The 22,119-nt window shown below is 53.9% G+C and carries 23 protein-coding genes and 1 riboswitch; of the genes, 16 read left to right on the top strand and 7 right to left on the bottom strand.

Annotated features, from left to right (window positions below):
• Positions 1 to 77: 77 nt before the first annotated feature.
• Both ACW14G_RS10260 and ACW14G_RS10255 read right to left on the bottom strand, forming a co-directional pair.
• Complete coding sequence (locus ACW14G_RS10260) at positions 78 to 722, bottom strand: LysE family translocator (RefSeq protein WP_163446074.1); 645 nt, start codon at positions 720 to 722, stop codon at positions 78 to 80.
• 11 nt (positions 723 to 733) lie between these two features.
• Complete coding sequence (locus tag ACW14G_RS10255) at positions 734 to 1,486, bottom strand: DeoR/GlpR family DNA-binding transcription regulator (protein ID WP_167577244.1); 753 nt, start codon at positions 1,484 to 1,486, stop codon at positions 734 to 736.
• Positions 1,487 to 1,588: 102 nt separating this feature from the next.
• Here ACW14G_RS10255 and ACW14G_RS10250 point away from each other — a divergent pair, with 102 nt between their 5' ends.
• The gene (locus ACW14G_RS10250) at positions 1,589 to 1,969 is read left to right on the top strand and encodes an NUDIX hydrolase (RefSeq protein WP_167575078.1); all 381 of its coding nucleotides are present in this window, start codon (positions 1,589 to 1,591) and stop codon (positions 1,967 to 1,969) included.
• A 22-nt stretch (positions 1,970 to 1,991) separates the two neighbouring features.
• Here ACW14G_RS10250 and ACW14G_RS10245 read toward each other — a convergent pair whose 3' ends face one another.
• Both ACW14G_RS10245 and ACW14G_RS10240 read right to left on the bottom strand, forming a co-directional pair.
• Entirely contained in the window at positions 1,992 to 2,354 is a 363-nt protein-coding gene (locus tag ACW14G_RS10245; protein ID WP_163446076.1) for a cupin domain-containing protein, read from the bottom strand.
• Positions 2,355 to 2,385: 31 nt separating this feature from the next.
• On the bottom strand, positions 2,386 to 3,243 hold the full coding sequence (locus ACW14G_RS10240; protein ID WP_163446077.1) for an AraC family transcriptional regulator: 858 nt from the start codon (positions 3,241 to 3,243) through the stop codon (positions 2,386 to 2,388).
• Between the two features lie 608 nt (positions 3,244 to 3,851).
• Between ACW14G_RS10240 and ACW14G_RS10235 the strand changes: the two genes are divergently transcribed.
• The 4 genes from ACW14G_RS10235 (at position 3,852) to ACW14G_RS10220 (ending at position 5,842) form a co-directional block, all read left to right on the top strand.
• Complete coding sequence (locus ACW14G_RS10235; protein WP_064542854.1) at positions 3,852 to 4,547, top strand: porin; 696 nt, start codon at positions 3,852 to 3,854, stop codon at positions 4,545 to 4,547.
• A gap of 176 nt (positions 4,548 to 4,723) precedes the next feature.
• Positions 4,724 to 5,257 carry a hypothetical protein gene (locus ACW14G_RS10230; protein ID WP_167575080.1) on the top strand — a complete coding sequence of 178 codons (534 nt, stop codon included), beginning with the start codon at positions 4,724 to 4,726 and terminating at the stop codon, positions 5,255 to 5,257.
• A gap of 67 nt (positions 5,258 to 5,324) precedes the next feature.
• On the top strand, positions 5,325 to 5,558 hold the full coding sequence (gene yjdI / locus ACW14G_RS10225) for a 4Fe-4S mono-cluster protein YjdI (RefSeq protein WP_064542861.1): 234 nt from the start codon (positions 5,325 to 5,327) through the stop codon (positions 5,556 to 5,558).
• 11 nt (positions 5,559 to 5,569) lie between these two features.
• Positions 5,570 to 5,842, top strand: a complete 273-nt coding sequence (locus ACW14G_RS10220) for a GNAT family N-acetyltransferase (protein WP_163446079.1) — start codon at positions 5,570 to 5,572, stop codon at positions 5,840 to 5,842.
• Between the two features lie 40 nt (positions 5,843 to 5,882).
• Here the strand turns inward: ACW14G_RS10220 and ACW14G_RS10215 are convergent, their stop codons facing one another.
• Positions 5,883 to 6,494, bottom strand: a complete 612-nt coding sequence (locus tag ACW14G_RS10215; RefSeq protein WP_249022785.1) for a LysE family translocator — start codon at positions 6,492 to 6,494, stop codon at positions 5,883 to 5,885.
• A 138-nt stretch (positions 6,495 to 6,632) separates the two neighbouring features.
• Here ACW14G_RS10215 and ACW14G_RS10210 point away from each other — a divergent pair, with 138 nt between their 5' ends.
• The 9 genes from ACW14G_RS10210 (at position 6,633) to ACW14G_RS10170 (ending at position 17,760) form a co-directional block, all read left to right on the top strand.
• Positions 6,633 to 7,103: an Lrp/AsnC family transcriptional regulator gene (locus ACW14G_RS10210; RefSeq protein ID WP_065358244.1), complete on the top strand. Its 471-nt coding sequence runs from the start codon at positions 6,633 to 6,635 to the stop codon at positions 7,101 to 7,103.
• Between the two features lie 28 nt (positions 7,104 to 7,131).
• Positions 7,132 to 7,193, top strand: a riboswitch (Fluoride riboswitch).
• A gap of 70 nt (positions 7,194 to 7,263) precedes the next feature.
• Positions 7,264 to 8,583 (top strand): voltage-gated chloride channel family protein, encoded by a 1,320-nt coding sequence (locus tag ACW14G_RS10205; RefSeq protein WP_249022786.1) that lies wholly within the window; start codon positions 7,264 to 7,266, stop codon positions 8,581 to 8,583.
• A 143-nt stretch (positions 8,584 to 8,726) separates the two neighbouring features.
• Positions 8,727 to 10,073 (top strand): LLM class flavin-dependent oxidoreductase, encoded by a 1,347-nt coding sequence (locus ACW14G_RS10200; protein ID WP_249022787.1) that lies wholly within the window; start codon positions 8,727 to 8,729, stop codon positions 10,071 to 10,073.
• 9 nt (positions 10,074 to 10,082) lie between these two features.
• Positions 10,083 to 10,913, top strand: coding sequence for an ABC transporter permease (locus tag ACW14G_RS10195; protein WP_064542876.1), 831 nt, complete (start codon positions 10,083 to 10,085; stop codon positions 10,911 to 10,913).
• Between the two features lie 51 nt (positions 10,914 to 10,964).
• Entirely contained in the window at positions 10,965 to 11,936 is a 972-nt protein-coding gene (locus ACW14G_RS10190) for an ABC transporter substrate-binding protein (protein ID WP_163446084.1), read from the top strand.
• Positions 11,936 to 12,706 carry an ABC transporter ATP-binding protein gene (locus ACW14G_RS10185; protein ID WP_064542884.1) on the top strand — a complete coding sequence of 257 codons (771 nt, stop codon included), beginning with the start codon at positions 11,936 to 11,938 and terminating at the stop codon, positions 12,704 to 12,706. The genes ACW14G_RS10190 and ACW14G_RS10185 overlap by 1 nt, the downstream gene beginning before the upstream one ends.
• Positions 12,707 to 12,898: 192 nt before the next feature.
• Entirely contained in the window at positions 12,899 to 14,557 is a 1,659-nt protein-coding gene (gene mqo / locus ACW14G_RS10180) for a malate dehydrogenase (quinone) (RefSeq protein ID WP_163446085.1), read from the top strand.
• Between the two features lie 312 nt (positions 14,558 to 14,869).
• Positions 14,870 to 16,240, top strand: a complete 1,371-nt coding sequence (locus tag ACW14G_RS10175) for a glycoside-pentoside-hexuronide (GPH):cation symporter (RefSeq protein WP_249022788.1) — start codon at positions 14,870 to 14,872, stop codon at positions 16,238 to 16,240.
• Complete coding sequence (locus ACW14G_RS10170) at positions 16,237 to 17,760, top strand: alpha-N-arabinofuranosidase (protein WP_249022789.1); 1,524 nt, start codon at positions 16,237 to 16,239, stop codon at positions 17,758 to 17,760. The genes ACW14G_RS10175 and ACW14G_RS10170 overlap by 4 nt, the downstream gene beginning before the upstream one ends.
• A gap of 39 nt (positions 17,761 to 17,799) precedes the next feature.
• On the opposite strand, the gene ACW14G_RS10165 is transcribed toward ACW14G_RS10170, so the two are convergent.
• Both ACW14G_RS10165 and ACW14G_RS10160 read right to left on the bottom strand, forming a co-directional pair.
• Positions 17,800 to 19,029: an amino acid permease gene (locus ACW14G_RS10165; protein WP_167575085.1), complete on the bottom strand. Its 1,230-nt coding sequence runs from the start codon at positions 19,027 to 19,029 to the stop codon at positions 17,800 to 17,802.
• A gap of 111 nt (positions 19,030 to 19,140) precedes the next feature.
• Positions 19,141 to 19,602, bottom strand: a complete 462-nt coding sequence (locus tag ACW14G_RS10160; protein WP_065358237.1) for a multidrug/biocide efflux PACE transporter — start codon at positions 19,600 to 19,602, stop codon at positions 19,141 to 19,143.
• A 94-nt stretch (positions 19,603 to 19,696) separates the two neighbouring features.
• On the opposite strand from ACW14G_RS10160, the gene ACW14G_RS10155 reads away from it, so the two are divergent.
• Positions 19,697 to 20,566, top strand: coding sequence for a LysR family transcriptional regulator (locus tag ACW14G_RS10155; protein ID WP_249022790.1), 870 nt, complete (start codon positions 19,697 to 19,699; stop codon positions 20,564 to 20,566).
• A gap of 111 nt (positions 20,567 to 20,677) precedes the next feature.
• A complete protein-coding gene (locus tag ACW14G_RS10150; RefSeq protein WP_163446087.1) occupies positions 20,678 to 21,865 on the top strand; it encodes an acetyl-CoA C-acetyltransferase in 1,188 nt (395 codons plus the stop codon).
• The last annotated feature ends 254 nt before the right edge of the window (positions 21,866 to 22,119 follow it).

Genomic DNA, 22,119 nt, shown 5'->3' with positions numbered 1-22,119 from the left:
GCGAGCGTGAAAAAATCGCTTTGCCTGGAGCAGCCGGGAAACCGGCTGCTCTGTTTATTGGGTTGCCGCGGGCACGACTAGCGTCGCGTCAGCGCCAGCCGAATTCCCAGGCCAATAAACGCCGTGCCGACCACGCGATCCAACACCTTTTGCAGCGTCTGGTTACGCGAGACCGCGCCGGCGGCGCTACCGGCCAGAATGGCAAACGTGGCGTCGGTCATAAAACCAACCAGCGCATAGGCCATACCGAGGATCAGAAACGAAACGGCATGATGCTCGCCGTTCGGCATCACGAACTGCGGGAAGAAGGAGATAAAGAACAAAATCACCTTCGGATTGGTGAGGGTGGTAATAAACCCTTTTGACAGCAGGCCGCCGGTATTGGCCCTGTTTCGCTCCACCACCGGTTCATCGCCCTGTGCCGATTTCCGGCTAAACGTGCCCAGCACCATTTTCCCACCCAGATACATCAGGTATACCGCGCCGACGTACTTCACCACGGTGAACAGCAGCGGCGAGGCGGTAATCAACGCCGTTAAACCCACGGCGCTGGCAACCGCATGGGTGCAGCTACCGAGCGCGACGCCTGCGGCGGAAATCAGCCCAGCGCGGCGACCGTTTGCCACGCTCTGGCCGACGACATAGGCCATATCGGGCCCCGGCGTGATGGAGAGCAGGAACACGGAGAGAATGAACAGCCCAAAATGGGTGATATCCAGCATGATGACCTCGGTTAGTGGATAAGGGTAACGCCGCTGCGCGCAAGCGCATCGGTGAGCGGTTGATCCAGTATACCGTCGACGATCAGCGTGCTGGCGAGGCTGAGCTCGCCGATGGCGAAAGCGGAGGCGGCGTTAATTTTCTCATGAGAGGCCATGACCACGGTTTCCGAGGCTCGTTCGCTCAGCAGACGTTTTACTCCTGCCTCTTCAAAATTTCCGGTCGTAAACCCGGCGCTGTGATGCACTCCAGTGACGCCCATAAAGTACAGATCGGCGTTGATTCGGCTGGCGGCTTCGGTCATCGCCGTCCCGGTCGTGACCACCGAGTGCTTGAACAGCGTGCCGCCGAGCAGGATGACATCAATTAACGGATAGTCGACCAGACCGACGGCGATGTTTGGGCTGTGGGTCACCACGGTGAACGGCATATCGACTGGCAGCAGCTTGATCATCTCTGAGGTGGTTGTCCCCCCGTCAACGATCACCACCTGGCCCGGGCAGATTAATGCCGCTGCTTTTTGCGCGATCGTTTTCTTTGCGTCAATTTGCACGCTTTTTCTTGCTTCGAACGGGGCGATAGCGGCTGAAACCGGCAGCGCGCCGCCGTGGACGCGCTGGAGCAATCCCGCCGCCGCAAGTTCGCGTAAATCCCGGCGAATTGAGTCTTCCGAGACGTTGAAGTGCTGGCTTAACTCGGTAGAGTGCACCTGTTTATCCCGAGCCAGAATCTCAAGGATGTGCTGTTTTCGCTGGCTGGCTAGCATCATTTTCTCTATGCGTGTTTGGTCTTGAATGTGCACGATTATGCATGATAGGTTGTGCGCTGTCACCTGTTACCCAAAACAACAACCTATGTGGAGCATAAGATGCAAAGTATGATCATATTGATTGCAGGTCCAGTGCGAAGTGGCACCAACGGCGATGAACGGTTGATGCATGAAAACCTGGCCCGCATGGAGCAGACGGCGCTGGCGGTGTATCAGCGGGGGCATATCCCGGTGATTGGCGAGTGGCTGGCATTTCCGCTCTCGGCGGCGGCGGGGTCGCAGAAAATTGGCGATGCCATCAGCGAAGCGTTTCTTTACCCTGTGGCTCATCGACTGTTGACGCGTTGTGATGCGGTGCTGCGCATTGAAGGCGCGTCTAACGGTGCGGATAATGATGTCAGGGTCGCGAATGAGCTTGGGCTGGCAGTGTATTACTCACTGGATGAGGTCCCCGTGAAGACGAAGCAGGCGGAGGCGTAACTCCGCCTGACGGGCGAAAAGATTAGATCCAGACGTCGTTGACGGCGGTGCGCGCGCCGCCCTCATGGCCGGTATTGAGTACGCCGCGCGGCTCAATAAGCAGCAGATGCGCTTCGTGTACGGCTGCCGTTTTGTGCTCAATACCCCGTGGAACAACGAACATTTCGCCCGCCTGAACTTCAACAATACGATCGCGGAACGCGATCTCCAGCGTGCCCGCGAGGACAACGATCGTTTCGTCGGTTTCCGGGTGCGCATGCCAGATAAAATCGCCCTGGATTTTTACTACCTTGAATTGATAGTCGTTCATTTCAGCGACCACTTTGGGTTGCCAGTGCTCGCTGAACTGAGCAAGTTTTGACACAAAATTAACGGGCTTCTGCATGAGTGATTCTCCTGTAACAAGAGAACCCAGCTTATAAAGCGGCAGGTGGCACGTATTGTACGTTTGTGCAGGCAGGGGACGAGAGGCCGTGGAGCTTTAGCCAGCGCCCCGGAGACAGCCCGATACACGCATTGAAGTGGCGAATCATATGACTTTGATCGGTAAAACCGGCCTGGATCGCGCTATCCGCCATGCTGAATCCGGCCAGGAGCAACTGCTTGCAGTAGCTGATGCGCCGCAGGATAACGTAGCGATGAGGGCTGGTACCGTACAGGGCGCGGAAGTCACGGCTCAGCGCCCAACGCTCGCGACCGCTGGCGGCGGTGAGTTCTTCAGAAGAGATGCTGCGGTAAAAGAATTCGTGGATATAGTCTCTGGCCCGTTCGGCGGCCGGATAATCGAAGGCGCGACGATGAAAGCGCAGCCCCCCCACCGCTGACAGCGCGTGCGCAAGACCGTAGAGCGCTTCATCTTCTTCCAACGGCTGTAGCGGAGCATCAACGGCGCAGAGTAAAGGCGTGGCGGCGGCCAGCAGTCGCGGATCGGCGGATATCCCCCCTTTGATATAGGGTAATGACTGGCCGCCCAGGATGGACTGAATCAGCGACGGCTCAACATAGAGCATGCGATAGCGGAAACCCTCTTCGGTTCCCGCTTCGCCGTCGTGAAGCTCATCAGGGTGTAGTACGAGGGTTGAGCCGGGAAGGCCGTGTCGCATGCTGCCGCGATAACGGAAGCTCTGCACGCCAGACAGCGTGCGGCCAATGGCATAGGTATCGTGACGATGCGGCTGATAGCCATGCCCCCTGAAGTAAGCTTCAATAATCTCAATGCGCGATGGCGCGGTGGCCCGGCGAAGCCAGTCCTGGGTTGCGATGTTGTTTTTCATGCAGGAGTCCGCAGTTGGGCTGGCTGACGGAAGTGCTCTCGTGTTACCTGCCTCTCTTGTTTATCGACAGAATATCACCGTCCAGCGGCTAACGTAGCATTGATGATGGTGCTCCCGTTGTTGCATGTCACACAGTCCCATTGGTCCGGAATGTATACAAATGATCGGTGAAAATGAATTTCCTGGAGACGGATTTTTGTGCGCAAATTCGCTCGAAAAAAGTTCCGTTAGTCACGCCAATATTGTGAAGAAAATGTATCAAATACGATTTTAAGACTAGGTTAATTCTTAGTCTTTATATTGTTGACGGTGTAAATTATTGCCTTAAAATAAGTAACAAGCGTAATTATGTTTTCTTATCGCATTGATATTTAACAAATAATTTTGTTTTATAAAGTTATGTCAGCTAAGTGTAAATTATTCTTTTGTGTGATCCATAGCTGTATTTCCCATTCGTCAAGCGGTGTTTTCTTGACCCCTGTCACGTCCTTTCATTTCGTAGGCTTATGAAATAAATCTTTACGATCTCGATCACTAAAATATCTTTCGTAAAAAAATAAAATGCAATTCCATAAAAATGAAACACAATTCCAATTGAGGGTTATTGCATGTTTAAAAAATCTCTGGTCCTGATGGCATTATGTGGCGCCTCTTTCGCAGCATCCGCAGTTACTGTCGATCTCCGTCATGAATTTATTGACGGCGGTAAAACTGATAAAACGAACGCTGACCGCGTTTCTGTCTCTCACCGTTTTGCAAACGGCTTTGGTTTCTCCGTTGAAGCAAAATGGAAATCAGGTGGTAACAACACCGATCAACCGTTCTCTGACTTCGTTGGTAACGGTCATGAAGAATCTATTAGCTACCAATACAAATTTAATAAAAACTTCTCCATTCAGCCTGGCTTTAATATTGAAAGTAACGACAGCCGTTCTATTTATAAGCCGAACCTGCGCGTTCAATATAGCTTCGACAACGGCTTCTACGTAGCCGCGCGTTATCGTTATGACTACACCCGTTATCCGTCAAATGCCAATAAAGACGATGACAAAGTTAACCGTGGTGATGCATGGGCTGGTTACGTGTTCGGTGACTGGCGTACCGAGCTGAACTACGTCTATGCACGTAGCTCAGAAGGCAATGCACGTAACAACAACAAGCCATATTCTCAGGAATATAACGTGAAAGTGGCATATAAAATCGACAAAAACTGGGCTCCGTATGGCGAAGTGGGTAACGTAGGCGTCAACGACCGTGATGACCGCCAGACCCGTTTCCGTGTCGGTGTCGCTTACTCCTTCTAATTGCCTCCTGCTTTAGTGAAACCCCCGGCGAAGCTGGCCGGGGTTCTCTACTTTTCCCTGCAAACCTTGCCACACCTTATTTGTACTCCGCCTGAATAATTTAATTAATGTTAAAGCGCAGTTGTGTCGCTATTACCCCACGTCTTTCGTATTCACATCATCGAAGAGGTTCGTGTATGGACAGCGCTATCGTCGTAGTATTACTTCTCATCGTCTGTTTCCTGATTCTGGGGGGCGGATGGTTTCTCATCATGCGCACAGAAATGAAAATAGAAAAAAAGATGCATACTGAATTCGAGTTAAAAAGAGAAGAGGAAAAACAGCAAAAGATACTACAAAAATATGAGGAGTTGCTGGCGATGGAAATTGAGTGGCACACCCAGCGGCTGGCCAGCATCAGTTTTTTTATTGCTAAATTAAAGAAAAAGCAGGATGCCGAATATCGTAGTACGCAGCCCAGCATTAATGGTGATAACACGCAGCTTCATTCGAAAATAAAGGCGCTGATCTTCATTTACTTCCCGCATCTGCAGGATGATTACGCCAAGCTTTGCAAGCTGGCCGATTGCACGGTCTATTTTGATTATCTGTACGGACGTTCAAACGACGGCACTCGCGTGTTGCGCGACCTGTCCGACAAAATGCAGAAGTTCGCTGCCCAATCTACCGAGTTCCAGAACCGAATCCGTAACGAGGTCACGGTGAAATGAGTGGCGGTCTCCATCGCCCCAGGTCTATGCTTAGCCTCGAACCCATATAAAAAATAGAGGCAATGTCATGGATAAGGAACTACAGGATGCGGGCTATCGCGTCTATACCGGGGAAAAGATTGATGTCTATTTCAACACCGACATCTGCCAGCACTCCGGCAATTGCGTCAGAGGCAGCAGCAAGCTGTTTAACCTGAAGCGGAAACCGTGGATTATCCCGGATGAAGTGGACGTTGCCACGGTGGTGCGGGTGATCGATACCTGCCCGAGCGGGGCGCTGAAATACCGTCATCATGACTAAGCGAGGGTGCGATGGAGATTCTGGAAGGGCATAACAAGTTTTATGTGAATGATGCAAACGGCAACCAGGTGGCGGAAATCGTCTTTGTGCCGACCGGCGAGCATTTGAGCATTATTGAGCACACCGATGTCGACCCCAGCCTGAAAGGGCAGGGGGTCGGGAAACAGCTGGTGGCGAAGGTGGTGGAAAAGATGCGCCAGGAACAACGAAAAGTGATCCCTCTGTGCCCGTTTGCGAAGCATGAGTTTGATAAGACTCGCGAATACGACGATATTCGCGCCTGACCTTTTTGCGCCAGCGCAGGCTGGCGCGATTTCCTCGCTTTTAGCGGAGCTGTTCAATGATCAGCATCGCCGCGATTGCCACCATCAATCCTCCGGATATCCGGCTGACGGCCCGCGCGGCCTGTGGACGGCTGGTGAGTAGCGCACGTGAACCGTAACCTACCAGCAGATAGATGAGCGTACAGGTCAGCAGATGCATCAGCCCCAGCGCCGACATTTGCAGTGCCAGCGGCCACTGACCGTGTGGATCGGTAAATTGCGGCAGCAGCGCCAGAAACAACAGAAAAACCTTGGGATTCAGGCCGCTGATGCACAGCCCTTTCAGCACCCACCGATTCCAGCCGCCGCTCTGCAGGCTGGCGCTGGAGACCGTTGCCGGGTGGCGCAGCAGGGAAATGCCTAACCACAATAAATAGAACGCGCCCAGTAGCGTGATAGCCGACAGCGCTAGCGGATGCCCGGCAATCAGTACGCCAACGCCCGCGACCACCACGATGGTCGCCAGCAGATGCCCGGACATCAGCCCGGCTACCGCCGGAACAATGCGCCGACCGTGGATTCCGGCGCTGATGGTGTAGGCCCAATCGGCCCCTGGCGTCATGATCAGCAAAAACGACACCAGCCAGAAACCGGCCACTAAGCTCATCTCCATGACCCACATTCTCCATTATTTTTCATTGCGTTATCCCCGAAAACCCTGACCCGATATCGAGAAAGAATATCGTTATTTCCGCGCAATGAGCTTTCAATGTTATGCTGGAATTTCGCGCGCAGAGAGAGAATCTTCTAAATGGATAGCATTGATCGAAAAATTCTTGCTGAACTACAGGCGGATGGCCGTTTATCTATCACCGAGCTGGCTGAACGGGTAAACCTGAGCCTCTCGCCGTGCCATCGACGCCTGCGGGCGCTGGAGCAGGAGGGGGTGATTACCGGCTATCGCGCCAACCTTGATCCAGGCAAGATGGGCTTCAATTTTGTGGCGCTGGTGTTTGCGACGCTTAAAGAGGGTGACCGCAAAGCGGTTAGCGCCTTTGAGGAGGCGGTGGAAGAGATCCCGCAGATCGTACTGGCCCAGCGGCTGTTTGGCGACCCCGACTATTTAATGCAGGTGGTCACGCGCGATCTCTCGTCGTTCCAGAAGCTCTACGACCAAAAGCTCTCGGCCATGCCGGGCGTACAGCACCTGCGCTCGACGCTGGTGATGAAAACCGTCGTGCAGGATCGCGCTTTCCCGCTGGAGACGCTGAAAGAGAAATAGTTGGCTGAAACGTTTCATGTGTTAAAGTAGGGCGACAGGGGATGGCATTCCCCCTTGAACCGCCGTGTGGCTGATGATGCCTGTTTTTATTCCTGGACCGGGAATGAACAGGCACACCTCTACCGCGTCCAGGATGATCAATTCATCTAAGGATGCGTCCATGATTTCTGAACACTTCGCGCGTAAAAATACGCTTTTCTTTCTTTTGCAGTGGCTGCTGCTGGCGACAGTGATTGCTGTATTGGCCGGTTCCGCCTCCGCGCTCTTCCTCTTTTCACTCGATTGGGCAACCGCGACGCGCATCACGCATCATTGGCTGATCTGGCTGCTGCCGTTTGCCGGTTTTGCCGTCGGCTGGCTCTACCTGCGCTTTGGCCGCTCGGTAGAGGGCGGGAATAACCTGATCCTTGAAGAGGTACATCGCCCGGCGAACACCATTCCTCTGCGGATGGCGCCGTTGGTGTATATCGGTACCGTCGTTTCGCATCTGTTTGGCGCGTCGGTTGGGCGTGAAGGCACTGCGGTGCAAATGGGCGCTTCTATCGCTGACCAGTTTACCTCGTTGCTCAAGCTCAATAACGACGCGCGCCGAATGGTGTTGATGGCGGGGGTCAGCGCTGGCTTCTCCTCGGTATTCGGCACGCCGCTTGCCGGCGCTATTTTCGGTCTTGAGGTGATGGCGATTGGCCGCATGCACTACACCGCCATTTTCCCCTGCCTGCTGGCGGCGGTGGTGGCTGACCAGGTGGGGCTGATGTGGGGTGTACACCATACCCACTACGCAATGTCGTTGATTCCGTCACTCTCCTTGTGGACGCTGGGGGCGGTGATGGCTGCTGGCTGCTGTTTCGGCCTGGCGGCGCGCGTCTTTGCTGATGCCACGCACCTGATTGGCGGTGTGATGAAAAAATACGTGGCGTATGCGCCGCTACGTCCGTTTATCGGCGGGGTGATTGTGGTATTGGCGGTCTATCTGTTGCAGGGGGATCGTTATATTGGTCTTGGTATTCCGGTGATTGTTGATGCTTTTCAACACCCCCTGGCACCGTGGGACTTTCTCGGCAAGCTGGCTTTTACCGTCCTGTCGCTGGGCAGCGGTTTTAAAGGCGGTGAGGTGACGCCTTTATTCTATGTCGGGGCCACGCTGGGTAACGCGTTGGCGCCGCTGCTACATCTTCCGTTCGCTTTCCTGGCCGGCCTGGGCTTTGTTGCTGTCTTTGCCGGGGCCGCCAACACGCCGATCGCCTCGACGTTGATGGCGATTGAGCTGTTTGGCGCGGAGATTGGCGTGTATGCCGCGATGGCCTGCGTGGTTGCCTGGCTGGTCTCCGGCTATAGCGGAATCTATCGTTCTCAGCGGGTTGCTTGTCTGAAGCATCGGGTGGTGCCCGTCGGGATCACACTGGCGGAACTTCCGGCCTGGCAGCGTAAAAATTCGCGCCCGCAGCCTCCAGTGGATGAAGCGAAAGCGGATAGCTAATAACGTATTGTTGTAACGGAGTGGAATTCTTATTGCGAAAATGTAAATAACGAACTCAATATTTGTTATTTCAGAATGGCTGCGCATTCTGGCTATCTTGGTTCCAGCCCAACTATCCGGCATCGAATCAGGAGAAAACCAGAATGAGCAGACAAATCAAATTAGGTGCTTTTCTTCCCGGCGGCGGCCAGCATATTGCGGCATGGCGTCATCCGGATCAGCCTGCCGACGGCGCAACCAGTTTTGAATTCCACAAACAGCTGGCGCAAACCGCCGAACGCGGGCTGTTTGATGCTTACTTCCTGGCCGATGGCCTGGCGATTCCGGCTTCCGGCGTGACCGATGGCGGTACCGCCAAGGTGGCCGGTTTTGAACCGGTGACGCTGTTTTCCGCGCTGGCCCCGCTGACCAACAATATCGGCTTTATCGCGACTGCCTCGACCACTTATGAAGAGCCGTACAACCTGGCGCGCAAGTTTGCCTCGCTGGATTTAATCTCCGGCGGCCGTGCAGGCTGGAACGTCGTGACCACGGCGACGGAGGCTGCGGCGCATAACTTCAACCTCGATACTCAGCATCCGCACGAATATCGCTATCAGCGGGCGAAAGAGCACGTTGAAGTGGTCAAAAAGCTGTGGGACAGCTTCGAGGATGACGCGTTCCTGCGCGATAAAGCCTCCGGCCAGTTCTTTGATCGCAATAAAGTGCACGACACGAATCACGTCGGCAAATTCTTTAAAGTTCGCGGGCCACTGAATGTGCCGCGTTCTCCTCAGGGCCAGCCGGTGATCGTGCAGGCCGGACAATCTGAAAGCGGACGTGCGCTGGCGGCTGCCACCGCCGAAGTCATTTTCACCTCACACCAGCATCTCGAGACGGCGCAGGCCTTCTATCGCGATATTAAATCTCGCGCCAGAGCAGCAGGCCGTAACCCGGATCACGTGCTGATCATGCCCGGTGTCGCGCCGTTTATTGGCCGTACCGAAGAAGAGGCCAAAGAGAAATACCACAGGCTGACTTCGCTTATCGTCGAAGCCGACGGCATTGCGCTGCTGAACGGCCTGGCCGGTGGGGGGATCGACCTGGGTAAATTCGATCCTGATGGCCCGCTGCCGCCGCTGCCGGTGACCGAAGGGATGAAATCGCGTCCGGAGCTGATCCGCCAGATCGCCGACGAAAACAACTTCACCATTCGCCAACTCTACCAGTGGGTTGCGACCGCGCGCGGGCACTTTACCGTGGTGGGAAGCGCGGAACAGGTGGCCGACACGCTGCAGGCGTGGTTTGAGAACGAGGCCGCAGACGGTTTCAACGTGCTGCCGCCGTGGCTGCCGGGCGGGCTGGATGACTTTATCGAGCTGGTGGTGCCTATTCTGCAAAAACGCGGCCTGTTCCGTACCCAGTATGAAGGCAAAACGCTGCGCGAAAACCTGGGGCTGCCGTTTGCCGATAACCGCTACAGCGCCGCGCGCAATGCCAAAGTGGCTTGAGGAGGATCTATGTTCTATTCCACCACCCGAATTCGCCTGAAGGCTCGCCAGACAACCGCGCCTGCCTACCGGCAATGGTATCAGCGCAGCCTGTCGCTGATTGCTCGCTACGGCCTGCTGGTGCTGTTTTTTGCCGGCTGGCAAATCGCCAGCACCGCAGGCTGGCTTAACGCAGCGGTGATCCCGCCGCTGGATAAAATCTTTGCCGCGCTGTGGAACGGTATTACTCAGGGCGCACTGCTGGGTGACATCACCATCAGTTTACAGCGCGCCGGGTTAGCCTTTGCCGCCGCTATCGTGGTGGGGATTCCGCTGGGGCTGTTTATGGGACAAATACGCCCGCTGGAGCAGGCGCTGGATCCTATCTTACAGCTCTTCCGCCAGACCTCGGCGCTGGCGCTGTATCCCATCTTTATCCTGCTGCTGGGCCTGGGCGAAACGTCAAAAGTGTTCGTTATCTTTTGGGCGGCGCTGTTCCCGATTCTGCTGTCGACCATTAGCGGTGTGAAAGAGGTGGATGGCAAGCTGCTGGAGATGGCGCGGACCTTCGGCGCCGGACGACTGACGCTGTTTTACCGGGTGATTGTTCCTGCCTCGGTGCCGTCCATCTTTGTTGGGCTGCGTCTTTCCGCGACGACCGCGCTGCTGCTGCTGATTGCCGCAGAAATGATTGGCGCGAATCAGGGGATCGGTTTCCGGGTGATGAATGCGCAATATAACTTCCAAATACCGATGATGTTCGCGGCGATATTCCTGCTGGCGTTTGCCGGGCTATTAGCGAACGCCATTCTGGTCCTGTTGCAGCGTCGTCTGTGTCGCTGGAACTCACGTAACCATTAATTTTGCACGTTATTTTGCGTTTTTAAATTAAGCCTGATGGGAATTTCAATAATGAAAAAACAGATCTCTTTTGTGTGGGTGGCGATACTTTTCCTCTTTGGCATCAGCACATCAGTGCGGGCTCAGGAAGCGGTCACGATGCGCTATATGGCGAGCTACGGCGGTATTTCCGCCCACGAATTAGCCGACGCGCTGGGTTATTTTAAGGATACCGGGGTGTCGATCAAAAATGCCGGTTATGCCAGCGGTGGCCCGGAGTCTTTATTTGCGCTGGCGTCGAACAGCATTGATATCGGATCGGCAGCCACGCCTGCGGTGATTAACGCCATTGCTAACGGTAACGATTTTGTCGCCGCTTACCCTACCAACGGTATTAACGAGACCACCAAATCTATCTTCTACGTGAAGGAAGATAGCCCGATTAAATCGATCAAAGATTTAGCCGGAAAAAGCGTGGCGGTGAATACGCTGGGGGCGCACCTGGATTACACGTTACGCGAGGCGCTGCGTCAGGCCCATCTGCCGGAAAACGCGGCGAAACCGGTGGTCGTGCCGGGCCCGCAGCTGGAACAAACTTTACGCTCTGGTCAGGTCGACGTTGCGGCATTTGGCTACTGGCAAACCACTTTTGAAGGGTCGGCGCGCAGCCACGGCGGCCTGCGTCCAATCTTCAACGATGCCGACGTACTCGGGCCGATTGCCGGCGGCTTCACGGTGCTGCGTGCTGACTTCGTTAAGCAGCACCCTGATGCGGCGCGCATCTTCGTGGTGGAGTCGGCGCGTGCCCTGGACTACGCTCGCGACAATCCGGAAAAAGTGCGCGAAATTATGGCCAAAATCCTTAAGGAACGCGGTGAAAACCCGGAGGTCGCGAAATACTTTACCGGCTACGGCGTGCGTAAAGGCGGCCAGTCTGAACCACACGACGTGCAGTTCTGGCTGGATATCCTCGAGCGTGATGGCGTGCTGAAAAAAGGTCAGCTCAAGGCCTCTAATATTTTGCTGAAAACGGAAGGTGTGTGATGACAGCGACACTTCAGACGCCACGCGGCGATATTTCGATTCGTAGCTTACGCAAAACGTTCTCGCTGGAAGGTAAACCGTTCGACGTTTTCCGCGACCTGAACTTACAGATTGAGAGCGGGCAGAGCATTGCCATCGTTGGGCCGAGCGGCTGCGGGAAAACCACGCTGCTGCGTATTCTGGCGGGGCTGGAAACGCCGGATGCGGGCGACGTGGTGATTGACGGTCAGGCGGTGCATGGCATGAGCCGCGAGCGCGCGGTGATTTTCCAGGAGCCACGCCTGCTGCCATGGCTGACGGTGCTGGAGAATGTCAGCTTCAGCCTCGACGTACAGGGTGTGCCGCGCAAGCAGGCCAGAGCGCGGGCGAAAGAGGCGATTGAGCTGGTGGGCCTCAGCCACTGCGAGCAGGCGCTACCGAACCAGCTTTCCGGCGGCATGGCTCAGCGTGTGGGAATTGCCCGCGCCCTGACCATTCAGCCAGAAATTCTGCTGCTGGATGAACCGCTGGGCGCGCTGGATGCGATGACTAAAATCACCATGCAGGAAGAACTGGTCCGTATTCGTGATGCGGAAAAGATGACGATGGTGCTGGTGACGCACGATCTGGAAGAGGCGATTTATCTCGCTGACCGGGTGCTGATTCTGCCGAAAATTAAGGGCGACCCGATTCGCACGATTGAAGTTTCGCTGCCACGCCCGCGCGAACGTAGCAGCACAGAGTTCGTCGTCCTGCGTCAGCAATTAATGGCTGAGTTTGGTCTGCATTAATTATTGTTTGTAATATGCGTGGCTTAATTTAATTTCCGCGCAAACTGTAAGGCTGCTTTTTTTAATTAAAAAAAGCAGCCAAAGTCTATTTGTTAATGTTTTTTGTTAAATAATGGGTGATATTTTAAAATAATGTAAAAGTGCGCTACTATTGTCGCACTCATTACATTTAGCTATGCGAATATCATCATTATGCCTGCTATTAATAAAAAACTATTTTCTCTCGCCACCATCGCCCTGCTGGTCAATTCCGCTGCTTACGCCAATACTGAAACCACGCAAAAAACCGATGTTCTGCTCATCGGCGGCGGCATCATGAGCGCCTCCCTGGGCACCTGGCTTCAGGAGCTGCAGCCGGACTGGAAGCAGGTGATGGTCGAGAAACTCGATAAAGTCGCATTAGAATCATCTAACGGCTGGAATAACGCCGGCACCGGCCACTCGGCTAACATGGAATTAAACTACACGCCGCAGCGCCCGGACGGCAGCATTGATGTCACTAAAGCGCTGGAAATTAACGAACAGTTTATGATCTCCCGCCAGTTCTGGTCGGCGCAGGTGAAGCGCGGCGTATTGAATAATCCGCACTCCTTTATTAATTCCACTCCACATATGAGTTTTGTGTGGGGCGATAAAAATGTGGAATATCTCGGCAAGCGCTACGATGCGCTGCAAAAAACCACGCTGTTCCAGGGCATGAAATTCTCTACCGATCATCAGCAAATTGCCCAATGGGCGCCGCTGGTCATGGCCGGTCGCGATCCGCAGCAGAAAGTGGCTGCCACCTGGACGCCGGTGGGTACTGACGTCAACTATGGCGAAATTACCCGCCAGCTGATTGGTAGCCTGCAAAAGAACGAACACTTTACGCTGCAAACCTCCTCTGAAGTGACCGAGTTTAAGCGCAACGGCGATAACTCGTGGCACGTGACCATTGAAGACGTCAACAGCGGCAAACAGCATGCTATTGACGCGAAGTATGTCTTCATCGGCGCAGGCGGTGGCGCATTGAAGCTGCTGCAAAAAACCGGTATTCCGGAAGCGGATAACTATGCGGGCTTCCCGGTGGGCGGTTCCTTCCTGATGACTGAAAACCCGGACGTGACCCGTCAGCATATGGAGAAAGTCTACGGTCAGGCTTCCGTGGGCGCGCCGCCGATGTCGGTGCCGCACATTGATGCGCGCTTTATCGACGGTAAACGCGTGGTGCTGTTCGGGCCGTTCGCGACCTTCTCCACGAAGTTCCTGAAACAAGGTTCGTTCTTCGATCTGCTGAGCACGACCACCACCAGCAACGTCATGCCGATGACCCACGTGGGTCTGGATAATTTCGACCTGGTGAAATACCTCATCAGCCAGGTGATGTTGAGCGACGACGATCGTTTTGCGGCGCTGAAAGAGTATTACCCGCAGGCGCGTAAAGAAGACTGGAAGTTGATTCAGGCCGGTCAGCGCGTGCAGATCATCAAGAAAGATGCCGATAAAGGCGGCGTGTTGAAGCTGGGGACCGAAGTGGTGGTGGATCAGCAGCGTACCATTTCGGCGCTGCTGGGCGCATCTCCGGGTGCTTCTACCGCCGCGCCTATCACCCTCAACGTGATTAAGAAACTGTTCCCGGAACAGTTCAACTCACCGGAGTGGCAGAGCAAAATCCACAGTATCGTCCCGAGCTTTGGCCAGAACCTTAACGGCAACGTCGCGCTGACCCAACAGGTATGGAACGACACCGCCGCGACGCTGGAACTGACCAAACCGCCGGTGATCCAGATGCCAGCCGCCCCGGTAGCGCAGGCTAAACCGGCTGAAGAGCAGCCAGCCAGCGCGTCGCCGCAGCACGATATGGCGCTGTAAAAACTCACCGTCTCATCCGGGCTACGATCGGTAGCCCGGAGCTTGTCTCTAAGCCCTCGTCCCGATGACGAACCCGCCCTCATCAATAAAATTGTTGGGTATAATATCTATTATTTATATTTCTTAATATAAATATATTCATAATGAATTATTTCTTTCATCTGAAATACGGGTGTTACAACGACGGTCACATATTTATTTTGCTAGCCAGATTATCCATGTGTGCAGCATGAAAAAGAATCCCCATGCCTTTAAAATCCACCTTGCTTAGACATGACATTCTTTTATTATTTGCCATAAGGTTACATCATTATGATTCCCAACAAGGCAGTGGAGAAACTCAGCGTATTTGAAAAGGTGGGCTTTAGTTCTGGCGATGCCGCCTGTAACTTGCTGTTTAATCCCATTACGATGTTTTTGGCGTTCTTCTATACTGATATTTACGGTATTAACGCTGGGGTTGTCGCCAGCATATTTTTATTGGTACGTGTAATCGATGCCTTTTTTGATCCACTTTATGGGGCGATGATCGATAAAACAAAAAGTCGTTGGGGGCGCTACCGGCCGTGGATGCTATGGTGTGCAGTGCCTTTTACAATAAGCTGTATGATGATGTTCTACACACCCGATTTAGGGCCGAATGCAAAAATCATCTATGCTTTTTTTACTTATCTGCTGCTCTCATTGCTCTATTCAGCCGTTAATATTCCGTTCTGCTCGCTAGGGTGCGTCATCACTGGCAATGCCAGAGAACGCGTCTCCTGCCAACAGTATCGCTGCATTGCCGGGGCCGTCGCAGGGCTGTTTTGCACCTTTACGTTGCTGCCGCTGGTGCAGTATTTTGGCGGTGGTAATCGGCAAACAGGTTTTTTCTGGGTCGTTACGCTTTATTCTGTTTTAGCGCTGGTGCTGTTTGTTTTCTGCTTTCGCACCACCAGGGAACGCGTGGAGCCGCAAAATGAAAATAATGATGGTATCTTAACGAATCTGAAAAATGCCTTAAAGAACGATCAGCTTATTGTGTGCTCGCTGGGAATGTTTCTTGACTGTTTCCCTTCATTTGTTCGTGGTGCCGTCGCGATTTATTTCGCCAAATATATCATGCATCTTAATGACTGGATGAGCACATTATTTATGAGCCTGGGGATTGTGGCAGGTATTATTGGCTGTCTGATCACCCCACTGTTTACCCGTTATTTTTGCAAGGTTGCGGTATATAAATATGTGAAGCTGTGTCTGGTGGCGTTGTCATTAGCGTTATATTTAATTGATCCGTTGAATCAGACACTTATTTTCTCTTTTTATTTTGTCCTCTCCGTCGTCCACCTGACCAGTGCACCTATTTTATGGAGTTTTGTCGGGGATGCCGATGATTATGGCGAATGGAAATTAAAGAAAAGAATGGCGGGGCTGTGTGCGTCCAGCAACCTGTTTACCCTGAAGGTCTCGCTCGCGGTAAGCGGCGCGCTGGTGGGCGGTATTCTCTCGCTCTACGGTTACGTTCCGGACGCGGCGCAGCAAAGCGAAAGCGCCGTCTCCGGCATTTATCTGCTGATGGCCGGTATTCCCGCGGCGGGCTATGCCGCAAGCTGGATCCTGTTTCAGTTTTTCTACAAGCTCGATCGCCAGACGATGGAGCGTATCGAGCATGAACTGTTCACCGTGTCAGAGGGGACGAAATGAAACACGCTGCAATTCATTATGATAAACACTATGTGATTGGTGATGTCGACCCCCGACTGATGGGATCGTTCGTTGAGCATCTGGGGCGTTGCCTTTACGGCGGGCTATATGAACCGGAACATCCGCAGGCGGACGCCTTAGGATTTCGCAACGATGTGAAGGCGCTGATGCATGAAGCCGGCATCAGCGGAGTGCGCTATCCGGGGGGAAATTTTGTCTCTGGCTATCAGTGGCAGGACGGCGTGGGACCAAAAGCGCAGCGTCCGGTTAAAAAGGATATGGCGTGGAGCATGCTCGAGACCAACGAGGTCGGTACCAATGAGTTTGCCGCCTTTGCCAGAGATGCGGGCGTTGAGCTGATCATGGCCTGTAATCTCGGCACCGGCACGCCGATGGCTGCCGGAGAGCTGGTGGATTATTGCAATACGCCATCCGGTACCTACTGGGCCGAACTGCGCCGTTCGCATGGCGTTGAAACACCCCATGATATTCGTTTGTGGTGTCTTGGTAATGAGATGGATGGTAAGTGGCAAATAAGCGCCATGACGGCGCAGGAATATGCCCGTAAAGCACGAGAGGCCGCAAAAATTATCAAGTGGATGGACCCGCGTGCACAGACCATCGCCTGTGGATCCTGCACGAACGAAGAGGGGCACCTCACCTTTGGCGAGTGGGATCGGATCGTTCTTGAGACTTGCTATGACGATATTGATTATATTTCGCTACATCGCTATCTGAACTACCGCCAGAACAAGCTGCTGGTGTATGCGGCCCATGAAGATGAACGTGATATTCCGTGGCTGTTCGCAGATCTACGCCGTTATCTCGATACGGTGATTGCCGCCTGTGATTTTGTGAAAGGCCGTCGTCATTCGGATAAAGAGATCAACATCAGCTTTGATGAATGGGGCGTGGTAACAGAGTCTGGTGCCGTACCGGGAGGTCAGCAGCAAACCTACGGCTATGCCAGTTTCACGCAGCTGGATGCGGTGGTGTACGGTGGTGTGCTTTGTACATTTCTCAACTATGCGCAGCGGGTAAAAATCGCCTGCCAGTCGCTGCTGGTCAATGAAGGTGGGATGATTTCGACCCAGCCCGGCGGAGGCGCCATTCGCCAGGCGACGTTTTATCCTTTCCGCGATGTGGCCCGCTATGCGAAAGGGGCTTCGTTGCGTCCGATAACGAATATCGAAGCCGTTAAAACCGGGCATCACGGCGAACATGTCGCGCTGGAAACGGCGGCAACGTTTGATGAGGCCAGCGGGCGGCTCGCGGTGTTTATCGCCAACCATGATTTGAACGATGATTATGCGTTACAGCTACGGCTGAACAGCTTCACGACGTTAAAAGCGATTTCGCATACGCTGTTGTATAGCGAAGATTACCGCGAAGGGAACACCTTCGAACAACCCGATAATGTTGTCCCGGTTATGCTGCCTTGCGCTGAACTGCAGGACGGTATGCTGAAGATGGTGGTGAAACGGCACTCGTGGAACGTACTGATTTTTGAGGCGTCGTAAGCAGAGCGAAACGGGCAGCGCTGGCTGCCCGTTTGTTGTTCAACCTAAAAACATCACCGATACGCACATCAACCCGACAATCAGCGTAATCAGGCTACCGATAGAGCGGTAGGGCTTCAGCGCCGGGATCAGGTAAGTCGACAGCGTCGGCATGATAAACAAAATCATGGCGATCAGCGGGCCGCTGATGGCGTAAATCATCGAAATGGCATTCGGGTTGATGCAGCAGACGATGAACGTTACTGCGGAGACCAGCATGATAGACAGCCCGCGATTGAACGAGCGGCTCTTACGCACGCCAACCTGGTTCAGCGACGCTTTCACCATCTCACTCGCTCCTTCAATCACGCCAAAATAGGTGCCGAGGAACGATTTTGACATCGCCACGACCGCCACAATAATGCCGGAAATCGACAGCCAGCCTGGTGAGTCAGGCATCATCGATAGCGCAGAGAGGATGGTGACGCCTTCCTCTTTTGCCGTATTAATGTACGACGGCGGAATCGAAAGCAGGCAGCTGAACACAAAGAACAGCACGCTCAGGCAGATAACCAAGTACGCTACCTTCATGATTTTTTTGCATTTACCCATGGCTTGCTCGCCGTATTTCTCTCGACGGTCGATGGCGAAGGTCGAAATAATCGGCGTATGGCTAAAAGCGAAAACCATCACGGGAATGGACAACCACACCTGATGCAAAGTGTGCGTGTTGACCTCCATCTGCGTGGTCAGCAGCGACGGCTGCCAGCTTCCGGTCAAATAGAGCGATAAGAACAGGAAGTAGGCGATCAGCGGGAACACCAGCATGCCCATGACGCGGATAGTGGTCTGGCGACCGGTCAGGAAGATCAGGTTCAGCAACAGCACCACGCCCAGGCTAATCAATGCACGCAAGGGTAAATCGACGGGCGTATAGCGGGCAATCTGCTCGGCCAGGGAATTGGTGATAGCGACGGCGTAGATTAGCACCACCACGAAGAAGGCAATGAAATAGAGCGCGGTGATTAAACTGCCGATCTTTTTGCCATAGTAGTGGGTGACGGCGCCAGTAATGCCAACGCTTGCCGGAGTGTTAGCGGAAAGGATGAACTGACATAAAGCGCGGTGTGGCCAGTAGGTTAACGGCCATGCCACCAGTGCGGTGATAAACAGAACTACCGCACCGGCGGCCCCTAGCTGGATGGGCAGGAAAAGGGTTCCCGCTCCGACGGCAGTGCCATATAGGGCAAAGCTCCATAGAGTTTCGTCTTTAGACCAAATTTTAGACATTATCTGAATATATCAACCATAAAACCAAAAAAATGGCGGACAATTTACCATAATTAGCTTTTCGTGTGGCTGAACATTTTCAGGCCGCTTGTTATCGGCCTGAAAAGAAGACTAATTTTGTGCGTAAAGATTCTGTTGGCGGCGTTTGATGATGCGATCGCGCAGCGTATCGTACGCCCAGTTGTAGAGCATGGTGTAAGGCAGGAAAAACAGGAAGAAGCCAATCTCCAGCGTGAGTGCCTGCAGCAGCGTTACGCCCAGCACGAACGACACGATGCTGACGCCAATAACGATAAACCCACACTCGAATCCCAGGGCGTGCAGGGCACGCACTTTTGCCGTCCGCTTTACGCGAGTGACCGGCCACAGGCGGTCAAAAACGGCGTTGTAGATGATGTTCCACACCATGGCGGTGGTGGCCAGAATAATCGTGAGTCCCCCCATTTCCAGTACGGACCGTTGCATCAGCCAGGCGGCGGTAGGGGCGAGGATCGCGGTGGCGATCCCTTCAAAACACACGGCATGGAAAATACGCTCCGGCAGCTTTCTGCGATGTAATGAATCGTGTTGCATCTGATGACCTTCGTTTTATTGAACACTGTTATGCGCATTTTATGGGTAAATGTGATAAGTAAAAGATAGAATCCATCGATAAAGTAGATACTTCATGCGCTATTCCCCCGAAGCTCTGACCGCCTTCGTTGAAACCGTCTCCTGCGGATCCTTTTCCGCCGCGGCACGCCGTCTACGCAAAAGTCAGTCGACGATCAGCACCGCCATCGCTCATCTGGAGGTGGATCTCGGCGTCACGCTATTCGATCGCTCTGCGCGCCAGCCGGTATTGACCCCGGAAGGTCAGCGGGTGCTGAGCTACGTGCAGGCGATCCTCGCCGCCAGCGAACGGCTTGATGAGCTGGCGGTTTCATTGAGCGGTGAAACGGAAGCGCGGCTGACTTTTGTGCTGTCGGATACTCTGCATCCGGACGTGCTGGAAGATCTGCTGGCGCAGTTCGATCGTCGTTTCCCGCATACCGAGTTTGAATGTCTGGTGGGGGAGGATGATGATGTGATCGATCTGTTGCAAAAAGGCCGCGCGCAGGTGGGGTTGATTGAAGCGCGCGACGACTACCCTACCGATATTGGTCATACCCGTCTGCCGATGCAGACGCGCATGGCGGTCTATGTCTCTCCCGATCATCCTCTGACCGCGCAGACACGCGTGGAGTGGGAGCAACTGCGCACGTGGCGCGAGCTTCGGTTGAATACCTATCTGGAGAATCGCACCGCACCCGCGCGCGGGCCAGTATGGTCGGCACCCAACTATCTGATGCTGCTGAGCATGGCGGCGCAGGGGCTGGGATGGTGCGTATTGCCCTGTGCGCTGGTGGATGAATTTGCCAGTTCGGCGGAGCTGACTATGCTGGATATTACAGGCTGGCCCATGTCGGTTTCTATCGATTTGCTCTGGCATAAAGAGGCTCCCCTGGGGGCGGCGGGGAGCTGGCTACGTCAGTACCTCCAGCAGGTGTCGACGTAGCGCAGACGATAAGCAATTCCTTTGTGATAAGACTCACTTTTTTTAAACAATTGCGAAAAAAGTTGATAACAATCATCTACTATACGCAGGTTATTTTGCGCTGAGGTTGAGATGAAAGATGTCGTTATCGTAGGTGCTGTCCGTACGCCCATCGGCTGTTTTCAGGGGGCGCTGGCGCGTCATTCCGCCGTCGAACTGGGTAGCCTGGTGATCAACGCGTTGGTCGAACGCAGCGGCATTGCCGCGACGTCGATCGACGAAGTGATTATTGGTCAGGTTCTGACCGCAGGTACCGGGCAAAACCCGGCGCGGCAGTCTGCGATAAAAGGCGGTCTGCCAAATACCGTATCGGCCATCACCATTAACGACGTCTGTGGGTCGGGGCTGAAGGCGCTGCATCTGGCGACCCAGGCGATTCAATGCGGTGAAGCGGATGTGGTTATCGCCGGCGGGCAAGAAAATATGAGCCGCGCGCCGCACGTGTTGACCGACAGCCGCACCGGCGCGCAGTTGGGCAATAGCCAACTTATCGATAGCCTGGTGCATGATGGCCTGTGGGACGCCTTCAACGATTATCACATGGGCGTCACGGCGGAGAATCTGGCGCGTGAATATGGCATCAGCCGTGAGCAGCAGGATGCCTGGGCGTTAAGCTCGCAGCATAAAGCCCGCAAGGCTATCGATTCGGGGCGTTTTCGCGACGAAATCGTTCCGGTGATAAACCCACAGCCTGGCGGTCAGCCGCAAATTGTGGATACCGATGAGCAGCCGCAAACCGATGCTAGCGCGGAAGCACTGGCGCGGCTGAGCCCGTCGTTCGATCTGTCGGGCTCGGTGACGGCGGGTAACGCTTCATCCATTAACGACGGCGCGGCGGCAGTGTTGATGATGAGCGAAAGCAAAGCGCTTGAACTGGGGTTACCTATCCTGGCGCGGATCCGTGCGTTTGCCAGCGTGGGGGTGGATCCGGCGTTGATGGGGATTGCACCGGTTTATGCCACGCGACGGTGCCTGGAGCGCGCAGGCTGGCAGTTGAATGAGGTGGATTTGATTGAGGCCAACGAAGCTTTCGCCGCGCAGGCCATTTCGGTGGGTAAAATGCTGGAATGGAACGAACAGAAGGTCAACGTCAACGGCGGAGCGATCGCTCTGGGGCATCCGATAGGCGCATCGGGCTGCCGAATTCTGGTTTCTCTGGTTCACGAGATGATTAAACGCGATGCGCGCAAAGGCCTGGCGACGCTGTGCATCGGTGGTGGTCAGGGGGTTGCCCTTGCCGTCGAGCGAGACATTCAGTAAATCTGCTTTAGTTTCTCCATTCTATTTTTTCCTTCAGAAAGACCTCATTCGAGGTCTTTTTTTGTTTATATACGCAGGGTTAAGAGACTAGGAAAGGAATTGTGTCTAGTTTCTTCCTTTATATATTTATTTTTATTTGTGTCATCTGTAAGAGATATGAATGAGTAAATGCTTAGCCGAATCATTGATTAAACATAAATTATTACTATTGCTAAGAATAACTCATGTTACTTCTTTTTTGGTAAGTTCATGTA

It is taken from the genome of Kluyvera sp. (assembly GCF_965301105.1).
This window is presented reverse-complemented; position numbering and strand designations above follow the sequence as displayed.

What these genes read in the sequence shown, in the direction of transcription:
- ACW14G_RS10155 (WP_249022790.1), top strand. Translation starts at nt 19,697, where the DNA reads ATGCGCTATTCCCCCGAAGCTCTGACCGCCTTCGTTGAAACCGTCTCC.
- ACW14G_RS10235 (WP_064542854.1), top strand. Translation starts at nt 3,852, where the DNA reads ATGTTTAAAAAATCTCTGGTCCTGATGGCATTATGTGGCGCCTCTTTC.
- mqo (WP_163446085.1), top strand. Translation starts at nt 12,899, where the DNA reads ATGCCTGCTATTAATAAAAAACTATTTTCTCTCGCCACCATCGCCCTG.
- ACW14G_RS10170 (WP_249022789.1), top strand. Translation starts at nt 16,237, where the DNA reads ATGAAACACGCTGCAATTCATTATGATAAACACTATGTGATTGGTGAT.
- ACW14G_RS10220 (WP_163446079.1), top strand. Translation starts at nt 5,570, where the DNA reads ATGGAGATTCTGGAAGGGCATAACAAGTTTTATGTGAATGATGCAAAC.
- ACW14G_RS10205 (WP_249022786.1), top strand. Translation starts at nt 7,264, where the DNA reads ATGATTTCTGAACACTTCGCGCGTAAAAATACGCTTTTCTTTCTTTTG.
- ACW14G_RS10250 (WP_167575078.1), top strand. Translation starts at nt 1,589, where the DNA reads ATGCAAAGTATGATCATATTGATTGCAGGTCCAGTGCGAAGTGGCACC.
- ACW14G_RS10190 (WP_163446084.1), top strand. Translation starts at nt 10,965, where the DNA reads ATGAAAAAACAGATCTCTTTTGTGTGGGTGGCGATACTTTTCCTCTTT.
- ACW14G_RS10240 (WP_163446077.1), bottom strand. Translation starts at nt 3,243, where the DNA reads ATGAAAAACAACATCGCAACCCAGGACTGGCTTCGCCGGGCCACCGCG.
- ACW14G_RS10260 (WP_163446074.1), bottom strand. Translation starts at nt 722, where the DNA reads ATGCTGGATATCACCCATTTTGGGCTGTTCATTCTCTCCGTGTTCCTG.
- ACW14G_RS10175 (WP_249022788.1), top strand. Translation starts at nt 14,870, where the DNA reads ATGATTCCCAACAAGGCAGTGGAGAAACTCAGCGTATTTGAAAAGGTG.
- ACW14G_RS10160 (WP_065358237.1), bottom strand. Translation starts at nt 19,602, where the DNA reads ATGCAACACGATTCATTACATCGCAGAAAGCTGCCGGAGCGTATTTTC.
- yjdI (WP_064542861.1), top strand. Translation starts at nt 5,325, where the DNA reads ATGGATAAGGAACTACAGGATGCGGGCTATCGCGTCTATACCGGGGAA.
- ACW14G_RS10255 (WP_167577244.1), bottom strand. Translation starts at nt 1,486, where the DNA reads ATGCTAGCCAGCCAGCGAAAACAGCACATCCTTGAGATTCTGGCTCGG.
- ACW14G_RS10185 (WP_064542884.1), top strand. Translation starts at nt 11,936, where the DNA reads ATGACAGCGACACTTCAGACGCCACGCGGCGATATTTCGATTCGTAGC.
- ACW14G_RS10230 (WP_167575080.1), top strand. Translation starts at nt 4,724, where the DNA reads ATGGACAGCGCTATCGTCGTAGTATTACTTCTCATCGTCTGTTTCCTG.
- ACW14G_RS10210 (WP_065358244.1), top strand. Translation starts at nt 6,633, where the DNA reads ATGGATAGCATTGATCGAAAAATTCTTGCTGAACTACAGGCGGATGGC.
- ACW14G_RS10150 (WP_163446087.1), top strand. Translation starts at nt 20,678, where the DNA reads ATGAAAGATGTCGTTATCGTAGGTGCTGTCCGTACGCCCATCGGCTGT.
- ACW14G_RS10245 (WP_163446076.1), bottom strand. Translation starts at nt 2,354, where the DNA reads ATGCAGAAGCCCGTTAATTTTGTGTCAAAACTTGCTCAGTTCAGCGAG.
- ACW14G_RS10215 (WP_249022785.1), bottom strand. Translation starts at nt 6,494, where the DNA reads ATGGAGATGAGCTTAGTGGCCGGTTTCTGGCTGGTGTCGTTTTTGCTG.
- ACW14G_RS10165 (WP_167575085.1), bottom strand. Translation starts at nt 19,029, where the DNA reads ATGTCTAAAATTTGGTCTAAAGACGAAACTCTATGGAGCTTTGCCCTA.
- ACW14G_RS10200 (WP_249022787.1), top strand. Translation starts at nt 8,727, where the DNA reads ATGAGCAGACAAATCAAATTAGGTGCTTTTCTTCCCGGCGGCGGCCAG.
- ACW14G_RS10195 (WP_064542876.1), top strand. Translation starts at nt 10,083, where the DNA reads ATGTTCTATTCCACCACCCGAATTCGCCTGAAGGCTCGCCAGACAACC.